We start from the raw sequence: 11,044 nt of genomic DNA, 5'->3' as shown, positions 1-11,044 counted from the left end.
CTCCGACAAGACCGGTCTCGTAGCGTTCGCGACCGCCTTGAAAGCGCACGGCATCGAGATCGTCTCGACGGGCGGCACGGCGGCGGCACTGAAGGCGGCCGGTCTCGCCGTCGCTGACGTTTCCGAGTTGACCGGCTTTCCGGAAATGATGGACGGCCGCGTGAAGACGCTGCATCCGCGCGTACATGGTGGGTTGCTGGCGATCCGCGGCAACGCCGAGCACGACAAGTCCGCCAGCGAGCATGCAATCCCGCCGATCGATCTTCTAGTCGTCAATCTCTATCCGTTCGAGGCAACGGTGTTGAAGGGTTCGGGTTACGACGCGTGCGTCGAGAACATCGACGTCGGCGGACCGGCGATGATCCGGGCAGCGGCGAAGAACCATGAGAGTGTCACGGTCGTCGTCGAGGTCGAGGATTACGAGCGCCTGCTTGCGGAAATCGCCGCGAACAACAGTGCGACGACGCTGGCATTTCGCAAAGAATTCGCGGCCAAGGCGTTCGCGCGTTCGGCCGCCTATGACGCGGCGATCAGCAACTGGTTTGCGACAGAGCTCAAATCCGAAACACCCGAGTGGCGGGCCTTCGGCGGCAGGCTCGGGCAAGCGCTGCGCTACGGCGAGAACGCGCATCAGGCGGCGGCGCTTTATGTTTCCGACTGCAGCCAAACCGGCGTCGCGACGGCCAATCAGCTGCAAGGCAAGGAACTCTCCTATAACAACATCAACGACACGGACGCAGCGTTTCAACTCGTTTGCGAATTCGACGCCAAGACACCTGCCGTCGCCATCATCAAGCACGCCAATCCGTGCGGTGTCGCGGTCGGGCAGACGCTCAAGGATGCGTATCTAAATGCCTTGGAGTCCGATCCGGTCAGCGCCTTCGGCGGCATCATCGCTCTCAATCAGCCGATCGATCGCGCCTCAGCAGAGGAGATCACCAAGATCTTTACCGAGGTCGTGATAGCACCCGACGCCACGGACGAAGCGAAAGCGATCTTTGCGGCGAAGAAAAATTTGCGGCTCTTGCTGACCGGCGGTCTCGCGGATTCGCGCGCGCCCGGCTTGCTCGTCAAGTCGGTGGCCGGTGGCTTCCTCGTTCAATCGCGCGACGCGCGCAACGCCGATGATTTGGAGTTGACGGTCGTTTCGAAGCGCAAACCATCGGCAGCTGAACTCTCGGACATGAAGTTCGCGTTCAAGGTTGCAAAGCACGTCAAATCGAACGCCATTGTCTATGCCAAGGACGGAGCAACAGTCGGCATCGGCGCCGGTCAAATGAGCCGCGTCGATTCTGCTCGCATCGCAGCCTGGAAAGCGGCCGAAGCCGCGAAGACGCGAGGGCTCGACGCGCCGTTGACCGTCGGTGCGGTCGTCGCCTCCGATGCATTTTTCCCGTTTGCCGATGGTCTCATTACGGCGGCCGAGGCGGGCGTCACTGCCGTCATCCAGCCGGGGGGATCGATGCGCGATGAGGATGTCATCAAAGCTGCCGACGAGCGCGGCCTAGCGATGGTCTTCACCGGCACGCGGCACTTCCGACATTAGCGGATCGCGACTAGTTCGATCGCGCGCCCGTTCGAACGAACAGCATCATCACGACGCCGACGAGTAGGAACGCCAGCACGGCCGACATGCCGATGCGTTGGCTGCCGGTTTCCTGTGTCACGAGGGCGACCGCAAACGGCGCCAGAAACGCGGTGACTTTCCCCGAGAATGCGAAGAGCCCGAAGTATTGCGTGATTTTTTCAGCCGGTGCCAAACGGGCCAGCAGCGAGCGGCTTGCCGCCTGCACCGGCGCGGCGACGAGGCCGACGAGAATTGCAAATCCCAAGAACACCTGTTCGCCTATGGCCGAGAACGGCTTTGAACCGGCGATTTTCTCGGCAACGTCCGTCGTGAACAGGATATGCGTCTTGTCGACCGAGAGAATGCCGACGGCGCCTGCGATCAACGCCAGTAGCGCGAACACGATCACCGTCTTGGGACCGAGCCGATCGTCAAGGCCGCCGCCGATCAGGGCGCCGAAGGCACCGACGAGCGTCAGCACAATACCGAAGATGCCAAGCTCCAGCGGCCCCCATCCGAAGACGGATGCTCCGTAAATGCCGCCGAATGCAAAGATGGCGGTGAGGCCATCGGTGTAGAGCATGCGGGCGAGCAGAAAGATCAACAGGCTCGGCATCGACGGCAATGACTTGAGCGTGTCCCATAGTTCAGCCGCCGCCGATCGCTTCGGATGGGCGAGCGCCGCCGCTGGGCGCCGGTCAGGGACGAACAGAAAAAACGGAATGATGAAGATCGCAAACCAGATGGCCGCAAACGGCCCAGTGATGCGGTCGGCTTGATGCGCGACCGTGTCGAGATGCAAAAGTGGATCGAATCCCAACAGCGTTTTGGCCTCGCCCGGCATCGGCACGAGGAAGCCCGCTACGAGTGCGAGGCTCGCCAGTCCGCCGAAATAGCCGACGGCCCAGCCGTTACCCGAGAGGCGCCCCAGCTCGGCCTTCGGGACGAGGCCGGTCATGATTGCATTCGAAAAGACGCTCATTAATTCAGCGGCCAGCGTTGCCGCGACGAAGCCTCCAAGCACGATCAGGATCGTCGAAAAGCCGATACCGGGTTGGCCGAGCCACAACGTGCTCAATCCAGCGAGAAAAACCAATGAGAGCCCGGCCATCCAGGGCTTGCGAGCGCCGCGACCGTCGGCGGCTGCGCCGAGGAACGGGCTGACGATGGCGATCAAGAGGCCCGCAACAGATGCTGCGTAGCCCCAGAGTGCCTGACCACAGGCCGCCTTCTCGCTGCCTTGCGCAATGAGCGTACCGCAGACCGAGTTATCGACGATGGCGTTGGCGAAATAGGGCGCGAAAAGAAACGTCTGCACCAGCGTGTAGTGCGGCTGCGTCGCCCAGTCGAACAGCATCCATGAGGTGCGCGCTCGAAGCGGCGCCCGAACAACGTCTCCGGTGAGCGTCGATGCTCTTTCGGCCGCTAAACTGCCGAGATCAACCGTCGACATCGTCGTCCCCCTCCGATGCTTTTTCAACCGTCTGGCGTCACTAGCACGAAACGGCGTCAGTTCCGCAAAACGATCAGATGGTCGGAGAGTTCGTTGGGGTCTCGAGAGCCCGGCGGGAAATGCTGGGCGAGATGGCGGCCGATCCGTTCGATAGCGTGAACGAAGCCGTCGACCGCGCGTCCTTCGCCGATCTCGCGCGTGAAGTCATCGACGATGTTTTGCCACGTCCCCTTCGGCACCTTCGCGTCGATACCGCTATCGGCGATGATCTCGACGCGCTGCTCAGCGGTTGAAACGAAAATCAGCACGCCGGTCCGGCCGGTCGTCGTGTGCAGGTTCTGGGCAAGAAATTGCTCGCTGGCCCGGCGCCGGGCGTTGGCATTCGCGATTGACTTCGGCACCAGCGCCATCCGCACTTTGGCAGGCCACGCGAGCACCAGAAGCGCGAGAAATACCAGCAGCTGGATTAGAAAAATCCATTGCACATTCATCCAAGTAAAATGGATGAGGGGCCACGGAATGATCAGCGCCAGCAGAGCCGCCCACATGAAGGGTATGTGCTGATAGCGGCTGCTTTGCTCGGCAACAACGGCAACGATCTCTCCCGATGTGGCGCGCTCTGCGTCCGTAATGGCCGCGGAGATCCGTTCGGCGTCTTTGGCGCTGATGAAGTTCATTGTTCGCATCCGCCGGTTTGCTGTTCAGTCGTCATTGCTACCAGCCACCTGAAGCTCCGCCGCCGCCGAAGTCGCCACCGCCGCCGGACCAACCACCGCCACCGCTGCCGCCGCCCGACCAGCCGCCACCCCAATTTCCCGACCCGCCGGGAATCACGATAATGCCGCCGTTGCGTCGCATGCGGCGTCGGCCATCTGGTCCCATCGTCTGGCCGGCGCCGACGCTGCGCAGATTGCGATAATTGATCCAGACAATCAGTGCCACGATCAGTAGCCAGATGATCACATGCAGCATCACGGTCGGATCGTTTTGAGGGTTGCGTGCGCCTCCGGCGCGCTGCTTCACTTCCTCAGCGTCGCCAAGCAGAACGGTCTTGATATCGCGCACGCCGTCCTTGATGCCGCCGCCGAAATCGCCGCGCCGAAATTTCGGCAGGATCGCGTTTTCGATAATGAGCGTCGACATAGTATCGGTCATCATCGGCTCGAGCCGGCGGCCGACTTCGATACGGACTTTGCGGTCGTTCGGCGCGACGATGAGCAGGATGCCGTTATCCTTGCCCTTCTGTCCGATGCCCCACTTGCGGGCGAGGCCGATGCCGTAATCCTCGATCGAGTAGCCGTCGAGCGACTTGACCGTCACGACCGCGAGCTGGTCGGTCGAAGTCTGTTCGAGGGAAGCAAGCTGACTCTCGATGTCGGCCTTATCGGCCGCCGTCAATAGCCCCGCCTGATCGGTAATTCTGCCGGTAAGCTCGGGATAAGTCGGTTCCGCGATCACCGGAGAAATGAGCGCGACAAGCGCAACCAGCGCCATCAGCAAGCATTTGCGGACACCGCTGCGAGGCTGATCTCGTAACGCCCAAGACCGAGTGGCGATCGCGGCGCCTGCCATCGGAGACATTCCTGCTGATGTTAGGGCGCCTCGGCGTTACGGCTTGCTGAAATCGACTTTCGGCACCTTCTGATCTTCGGCCGGGATGTCGAATGCCGCCATTTCCTTGGCCTGCGGATAGAGGATCGCTTTCCACCAGCGCCCGGGGATCGTCGTGATCTCGGTGTTGAAAGCTCTGACGGACTGAATGTAATCGCGCCGGGCTATGGCGATGCGGTTTTCGGTTCCGGAAAGCTCGCTCTGCAACGCCAGGAAGTTCTGACCTGATTTGATGTCGGGGTAACGCTCAACGACCGCCATCAGCCTGCCGAGTGCGCCGCCGAGCGTCGCCTGAGCATCCTGGAATTTCTTCATCGCCTCGGGGTTCGTCAGAATATCGGGAGGCAATTGAATGTTCGTCGCCTGCTTGCGGGCTTCGGTCACTTCGGTCAGTACGGATTTTTCCTGATCGGCGAAACCCTTCACGGACTCGACGAGGTTCGGGATCAAATCCGTGCGGCGCTTGTACTGGTTGAGGACTTCGCTCCACGCGGCTTTGGCCGATTGCTCGTAGGTCGGGATGTTGTTGACGCCGCAGCCGGAAATGGCGAGCGCTGCGATGATGACCGCGAGAAATCCAAGCGGACGTACGACAAAGCCGTTTGCAGTTTGGTTCATGACTCGGACCATCCTTTTATATCGACAGCTTGGGCAATGAACTCTCGGCCTCGAAGCCTCGCCAACCGTCGTATGAGTTTACGCGGTTCTATTCAAGTGATCGTACGAATACTTGACGCCTCTACAACGTTTAACAGCTTTACCAAGCTTCCGGCCAAGACTTCGGAAATAACAAGCCTTCGGGTAGACTCGCATCAGGCGGCTACTTGCTGAATAGCCGATCGAACAGACCGGTTTCCGCGTCCGATCTGCACGATTTATCTCTTCTTTGACGGGGTTGGTGGGCAGGGCACCCTGGTGTTTGTTTCTCATGAGGTCCGAAATGTGGAAGTTTGCGGCGTCGGCCTGCATAGCCGTCGCACTTAGCATCGTCGCGGCAAGTCCAACTCTCGCTTTCGGCGATGGCTGCGGCGATCGCACCATCGAATGCTACAACAAGGTGCGGCTGCCAGACGTTTATGCGACGCGGACGAGGCCTGTTCTGGTTAGCCCCGGCTGGCGCGAGGTGGTGCCGGCGCCTGCGCTATACGGACGCTACACGACACCGGTTGAGGTGCGGCCTGGCCGCTGGCGTTGGACGATGACTCCACCCGTTTACGGCACGAGGCTGCAACGCGTCGTCGTAGCGCCCGCGAGCCGAACCTATGACGTGATTCCGCCCATCACCCGGCGGGTCACGCAAAGGGTTGTCGTCTCTCGGGGCGGCATCCGGTGGGAACGCCGCCGCGATCTGTTCGGTCGCGAAAAACTTTGCAAGGTCGTTGGATCACCGGAGACGCGCACGGTCGTCCGTGAAGTTATTGTGTCACCAGCGCGCCGTATCGCACACAGGACGGCCCCGGTTTACGGGACCGTCGCGGTGCCCGTGCTCATCCGGCCGGGCAGTGCTCAACGTGTTTACGAGCCGCCGGTCCATGCGTTGTACAGTCGGTCGGTCGTCGTCCGGCCCGCCTCCGTGGGCGTGTTCTATCATCCCCCGGTTGTCGGTGTGGCTCGCGAGACGGTGCTCGTTCGAGCCGGTGGGTACGCCTGGTCGCGGTCACGCCCAGGTTTTGATCGCTGGTAAGAAAGTCCGCGCGACGCCTATGACAAAGGGCGCACCCGTGGGTGCGCCCTTTTTGTCGCGCCGATTGCAGCCGTAGAACGAGACCGCAACTGGAGCGGGCGAAGGGATTCGAACCCTCGACCCCGACCTTGGCAAGGTCGTGCTCTACCCCTGAGCTACACCCGCATTTCCAGTTTCGTCAGCACCTTGCGGCGCTGGGAGACACGCCTTATGGCGCAAGTGCCAAACCAATGCAAGGGCTGGGTCGACCTCCGTAAAGGCGGCTGCTACCGAAAGCGTCGAGGCGGCTCGAACGGCGTCTTGCAGCATGCAAGTTGGAGAATTACGACCAAAATGCGCCTCACTCGCAATCAGCTCTTTGCGCAACTAGCCAGTCTTGGCATCGAGACCCAGACGATAGAGCACCCGCCGGCATTCACGGTGGCGGACAGCAGCTCGATCGAAATTCCACTGGCCGGCGGGCACACGAAGAACCTCTTTCTTAAGGATGATGAGGGCACGCTTGTTCTCGTTGTTGCCAAAAGCACAACACGCGTCGATCTCAAAGCCTTATCAAAGCGTCTTGGCGCCGGGCGGTTCTCGTTCGGCAAGCCCGAACTGCTGATGGAAGCGCTCGGCGTGACACCCGGTTCCGTCACGGCATTCGCCGTCGTCAACGATGTCGCAAGGCGCGTGAAGGTCGTATTCGATCAGGCGCTGATGGCCGACGACCGCGTGAACTGTCACCCGCTTGAAAACACCGCAACGACCAACATTGCGCGTGACGACCTTTTGCGGTTCATTCGCACGACCGGCCATGAACCGCGAGTCATGGTACTGACCGCCGCATGAATTGTGGGCGGCGAGGAGATTGAGCCAATGGACTTTGGTACGAAAAAGCCCGCGCCGGGTCAGCCCGGTGCGGCGGATACAATCAAGGATGCTACGACCGCATCATTCAAGGCCGATGTGATCGACGCCTCGAAGTCGGTCCCTGTCGTCATCGATTTCTGGGCGTCCTGGTGCGGCCCGTGCAAGCAGTTGACGCCGCTCATCGAGAGAATCGTTCGCAGCTATAACGGCAAAGTCCGGCTCGTGAAGATCAACGTCGACGAGAACCAGGCCGTGGCCGCGCAGCTGCGTGTGCAGTCGTTGCCGACGGTGCTGGCGTTTCGCGATGGACAGCCGATCGACGGCTTCGTCGGCGTTCAGCCCGAAAGTGCGATCAAGGCGTTCATCGATCGCCTCGTTGCTGACGATGCCGAGCTGGGGCTAGGAGAGGTTTTGAAAGCTGGCGAGGAATTGCTGGAGCAAGGCGATCTTCAGGGTGCGGCAGAAATCTTCGCGACCGTCCTGCAGGAGGATCGCACGAATGCCGAAGCCCTGGCGGGCCTTGCGTCGTGCTATATGAAAAGTGGCGACGTCGAGCGGGCCAAGCAGACCCTTGCGCTCGTGCCGCCTGACAAGAGAGAGATTGCGGCCGTCAAAAGTATTGAGGCGGCGATCCTGCTCGCAGAAAAGGGCGCCGGCGCCGGTGATCTGAGCGCGTTGAGGAAGCGGCTCAGCTACGATTCCGGGGATCATCAGGCGCGTTTCGACCTTGCCGTTGGCCTTGCGGCGAATGGCGAGAGGGCCGAAGCTCTTGATCTTCTGCTCGATCTCGTCAGGATAGACCGCCAATGGAACGAAGAGGCAGCGCGCAAGCAACTTCTGCAGCTTTTCGATGCGTGGGGCCCCAAGGAGCCGTTGGTCGCGGAGGGACGCCGGCGGCTATCAACGACGCTTTTCAGTTGAATTTGCGACCGCCCAGCGGAGACAATGCGACGTGACACTTACGGATCGCTATCGGCGCCCGGCCGATTTGCCGCCGCGGATTCCTGTATTTCCGCTCCGCGGCGCCATCCTGTTGCCGCGCGCGACACTGCCGCTGAATATCTTCGAGCCCCGCTATCTCGAGATGATCGAGGCCGTGATGTCGGGCGCCCGGGTCATCGGTATTCTGCAACCAGTCGTTTCAGATGACGACGACCAGGAAAGTCCGCTGGAAAAAACGGCACTTCTGCGCTCGGTCGGTTGCGCCGGTCGCGTGACGTCCTATCAGGAGCTGGACGATGGGCGTTTGATCATCACGTTGACGGGCATCGTGCGCTTCGAGTGCCTTGGCGAAACGGAGGCGGACGCACCCTATCGCATCATGAGCGTCAGCTACGACAGGTTCGCCAGCGATCTGACCGAGGGACTGGGAGAGGAACTCGTCGATCGGCAGAACCTTCTGCGCGTGCTCAAGACCTACCTCGAGGCCAATCGTCTAAAGACCGATTGGGCGACTATCCAGCGCGCCTCGAACGAATTTCTGATCAATGCGTTGTCGGTGATGTGCCCGTATGGTCCTGAAGAAAAGCAGGCTTTGCTCGAAGCAAAGGATTTGCGATCGCGCGCCGAAGTTCTCGTCGCGCTTGCCGAAATCGATCTGGCGACGAACGGCAGCAGCGGCACGACGCTGCAATAATCGACCGGGCTGAGGAGCGCTGAACGATGGCGGCGGATAGTATTGAAACGCAAGACAGCCAAGCGAACGCCGTTGATCCGAAGCTGCTCGAACTGCTGGTTTGTCCGCTGACGAAGACGACATTGATCTACGATGCGGCGGCAAAAGAGCTGATCAGCACAGCAGCCGGCCTGGCCTTTCCAATTCGGAATGGCGTTCCGTTGATGATCGAGGACGCGGCGCGCAAGCTGACGGACGAAGATCTGAAGCGCCGCTAGTGCCGTTCCCGACAAAATTGCAAGCATGATAAATTTAAAGGAATTGGCCACGACTTTAGATCGGATTTGGCGGTTAACTACATTCCTTAAGATTTTATAAAACGTCAGAGGACGAGTGTCGGCCGCACGTTTGAAGGGGGCCGGCCGGATTGTTTCACGAAACATCTCACTCGCGTTCCGCTGAGGCGGGCGCTTCTGCGCCTGTGGCGCTTGCGCGTCGTGCGCGTTGGCCGAAAACGTGGCGCACGTGGCTTTCCGCGATTGCGTTCCGCTTTAGCGGCCGCAAACACGGGGACATTGAAAAGCTCGAAGAAATCAAAGACGCGCATTGGGAACTCGCGGATTGCGCGTCTCACTATCGGCAGTTTCTCGATGCGCAGCAGGATTTCATCGTGCGGAGATCCGGTGACGGCCATGTCGTGTTCGCCAACGCCGCATTTTGCAAGGCCTTCGACGTTCGCCGCGAAGACGTGGTTGGGTCGATGTTCCAGCCGCCTGTCGTTCGGACGGAGGTCCCGGCGAAGCCATCTGGCAATCATCGCCGCTTCGAACTTTTGCGCACGCGCAACGGTAAGCGCTGGATCGCCTGGGACGAGTCGAAAGTTCGCAACGATCTCGGCGAACCGGAAGTCCAAAGCGTTGGCCGTGACGTGACCCTCGAACGCGCGGCGGAAGAGGGGCTGAAAGAGGCTTGCGACCAGGCCAATTCAGCGAGCCGCGCGAAATCGCGCTTTCTGGCTTCGATGAGCCACGAAATCCGCACGCCGATGACGGGTATCCTCGGCATGATCAGTTTGATGCACGATACGCATCTCGATGACGAGCAGCGAACATATGCACGCGCTGTCGAAGATTCGGCGCGCGCCTTGCTCGGTCTCATCGACGATATTCTTGATTTTTCGAAGATCGAGGCCGGCAAGCTCGATATTTCCAAGGAGCCGTTCTCACTCAGAACCTGCGTGGCGCAAGCGGTGCAGCTGGTTGCACCGCAAGCGAGCGCGAAAGGTCTGTTGCTGACGTCAACAGTGGCCGAGGATGTTCCGGATCATGTTCGCGGCGATGAAATGCGCGTTCGTCAGATTATTTTGAATCTGCTTTTCAATGCGGTGAAGTTCACGGACAACGGCAGCGTCAAGCTTCATCTCGCTTTGGCGCGGCGTCAGACTGCGCCTAGCGGTTCGGTCAGAATAGCGATCGAGGTCGAGGATACCGGAATCGGGTTTCCGTCCGACATGATGCTGCAATTGTTCCAGGAGTTCGAGCAGGGCGAGGTGGCCGCAGGCCGGCAGCCCGGTGGTACCGGACTTGGTCTCGCGATTTCTCGGCGGCTGGCGCGTGCGATGGGTGGCGACATCATTGCCCGCGGTGCGCCTTACGAGGGCGCGACGTTCACCGCGGTTTTGCGCTTCGAAATCGCGGAGTCGGAAAGTGGAGCGGCGGGTATCGCTGCCCGGCCGAGGGTGACGCGAGGCGCGATCATAAAGCCGGTCAAGGAAAGGCGGGCGCCCGTAGGCGGCACATTCAGCGTGCTCGTTGCCGAGGACAACGAAATCAATGCGCTACTCTCCCGCAAAGTCATCGAGCGCGCCGGGGGCAAAGCCATCGTCGTCAAGGATGGTCGTTCGGCGATCGCCGCCGTTTGGGAAGCAATCGAGCGCCGTAATCCTATTCTCGATCTCATTTTAATGGACGTACTGATGCCGGGCATCGACGGCCTGATGGCTGCAAAATCCATCAAATCGCTTTACGCCGAGCACGGGCACCTGGGCCTAACTTCCCCCCCGATCATTGCGCTGACGGCCAATGCATTTCCCGAGGACCGCGAACGCTGCCGGGCGGCAGGCATGGATGACTATCTAGCGAAGCCCTTCGATGCGCAGCATCTGGAAGATTTGTTACTGCGATGGGCTCCGCAGCGGATAGGCAAAACGTCGCCTGCGGCGTGAGCGCCAGCATTCGAATCTCAAAACTGTCACGGAATCGT

11 protein-coding genes and 1 tRNA gene are annotated in these 11,044 nt (G+C 60.5%); 7 read left to right on the top strand and 5 right to left on the bottom strand.

Features of this window, described 5'->3' with window-relative positions; genetic code table 11:
- Positions 1-1,546: bifunctional phosphoribosylaminoimidazolecarboxamide formyltransferase/IMP cyclohydrolase (gene purH / locus VN623_RS09345; RefSeq protein WP_325570380.1), on the top strand; the 1,546-nt coding region annotated here is incomplete at its 5' end.
- A 10-nt stretch (positions 1,547-1,556) separates the two neighbouring features.
- Here purH and VN623_RS09340 read toward each other — a convergent pair.
- From VN623_RS09340 to VN623_RS09325, 4 genes are read right to left on the bottom strand one after another with little or no spacing between them, the layout of a single operon-like run.
- Positions 1,557-3,020 (bottom strand): MFS transporter, encoded by a 1,464-nt coding sequence (locus tag VN623_RS09340; protein WP_325570378.1) that lies wholly within the window; start codon positions 3,018-3,020, stop codon positions 1,557-1,559.
- Between the two features lie 56 nt (positions 3,021-3,076).
- On the bottom strand, positions 3,077-3,697 hold the full coding sequence (locus VN623_RS09335; protein WP_325570376.1) for a TPM domain-containing protein: 621 nt from the start codon (positions 3,695-3,697) through the stop codon (positions 3,077-3,079).
- A 37-nt stretch (positions 3,698-3,734) separates the two neighbouring features.
- Entirely contained in the window at positions 3,735-4,592 is an 858-nt protein-coding gene (locus VN623_RS09330; protein ID WP_325570374.1) for a TPM domain-containing protein, read from the bottom strand.
- A 36-nt stretch (positions 4,593-4,628) separates the two neighbouring features.
- Positions 4,629-5,249 carry a LemA family protein gene (locus VN623_RS09325; RefSeq protein WP_325570372.1) on the bottom strand — a complete coding sequence of 207 codons (621 nt, stop codon included), beginning with the start codon at positions 5,247-5,249 and terminating at the stop codon, positions 4,629-4,631.
- Positions 5,250-5,571: 322 nt separating this feature from the next.
- Here VN623_RS09325 and VN623_RS09320 point away from each other — a divergent pair, with 322 nt between their 5' ends.
- On the top strand, positions 5,572-6,315 hold the full coding sequence (locus VN623_RS09320; RefSeq protein ID WP_325570370.1) for a hypothetical protein: 744 nt from the start codon (positions 5,572-5,574) through the stop codon (positions 6,313-6,315).
- A 90-nt stretch (positions 6,316-6,405) separates the two neighbouring features.
- Here VN623_RS09320 and VN623_RS09315 read toward each other — a convergent pair.
- A tRNA-Gly gene (locus VN623_RS09315) sits at positions 6,406-6,480 on the bottom strand.
- A 168-nt stretch (positions 6,481-6,648) separates the two neighbouring features.
- Between VN623_RS09315 and VN623_RS09310 the strand changes: the two genes are divergently transcribed.
- From VN623_RS09310 to VN623_RS09290, 5 genes are all read left to right on the top strand, one after another.
- Entirely contained in the window at positions 6,649-7,146 is a 498-nt protein-coding gene (locus tag VN623_RS09310; RefSeq protein ID WP_325570368.1) for a prolyl-tRNA synthetase associated domain-containing protein, read from the top strand.
- A 27-nt stretch (positions 7,147-7,173) separates the two neighbouring features.
- The gene (gene trxA, locus VN623_RS09305; protein ID WP_325570366.1) at positions 7,174-8,088 is read left to right on the top strand and encodes a thioredoxin; all 915 of its coding nucleotides are present in this window, start codon (positions 7,174-7,176) and stop codon (positions 8,086-8,088) included.
- Between the two features lie 31 nt (positions 8,089-8,119).
- Positions 8,120-8,803, top strand: a complete 684-nt coding sequence (locus tag VN623_RS09300) for an LON peptidase substrate-binding domain-containing protein (protein WP_325570364.1) — start codon at positions 8,120-8,122, stop codon at positions 8,801-8,803.
- 26 nt (positions 8,804-8,829) lie between these two features.
- A complete protein-coding gene (locus tag VN623_RS09295) occupies positions 8,830-9,060 on the top strand; it encodes a Trm112 family protein (protein WP_325570362.1) in 231 nt (76 codons plus the stop codon).
- 149 nt (positions 9,061-9,209) lie between these two features.
- Positions 9,210-11,006 carry an ATP-binding protein gene (locus VN623_RS09290; protein WP_325570359.1) on the top strand — a complete coding sequence of 599 codons (1,797 nt, stop codon included), beginning with the start codon at positions 9,210-9,212 and terminating at the stop codon, positions 11,004-11,006.
- Positions 11,007-11,044 lie beyond the last annotated feature (38 nt).

It is taken from the genome of Hyphomicrobium sp. (assembly GCF_035572195.1).
GTDB lineage: Bacteria > Pseudomonadota > Alphaproteobacteria > Rhizobiales > Hyphomicrobiaceae > Hyphomicrobium_B.
This window is presented reverse-complemented; position numbering and strand designations above follow the sequence as displayed.

What these genes read in the sequence shown, in the direction of transcription:
- VN623_RS09310 (WP_325570368.1), top strand. Translation starts at nt 6,649, where the DNA reads ATGCGCCTCACTCGCAATCAGCTCTTTGCGCAACTAGCCAGTCTTGGC.
- VN623_RS09335 (WP_325570376.1), bottom strand. Translation starts at nt 3,697, where the DNA reads ATGAACTTCATCAGCGCCAAAGACGCCGAACGGATCTCCGCGGCCATT.
- trxA (WP_325570366.1), top strand. Translation starts at nt 7,174, where the DNA reads ATGGACTTTGGTACGAAAAAGCCCGCGCCGGGTCAGCCCGGTGCGGCG.
- VN623_RS09340 (WP_325570378.1), bottom strand. Translation starts at nt 3,020, where the DNA reads ATGTCGACGGTTGATCTCGGCAGTTTAGCGGCCGAAAGAGCATCGACG.
- VN623_RS09320 (WP_325570370.1), top strand. Translation starts at nt 5,572, where the DNA reads ATGTGGAAGTTTGCGGCGTCGGCCTGCATAGCCGTCGCACTTAGCATC.
- VN623_RS09295 (WP_325570362.1), top strand. Translation starts at nt 8,830, where the DNA reads ATGGCGGCGGATAGTATTGAAACGCAAGACAGCCAAGCGAACGCCGTT.
- VN623_RS09325 (WP_325570372.1), bottom strand. Translation starts at nt 5,249, where the DNA reads ATGAACCAAACTGCAAACGGCTTTGTCGTACGTCCGCTTGGATTTCTC.
- VN623_RS09330 (WP_325570374.1), bottom strand. Translation starts at nt 4,592, where the DNA reads ATGGCAGGCGCCGCGATCGCCACTCGGTCTTGGGCGTTACGAGATCAG.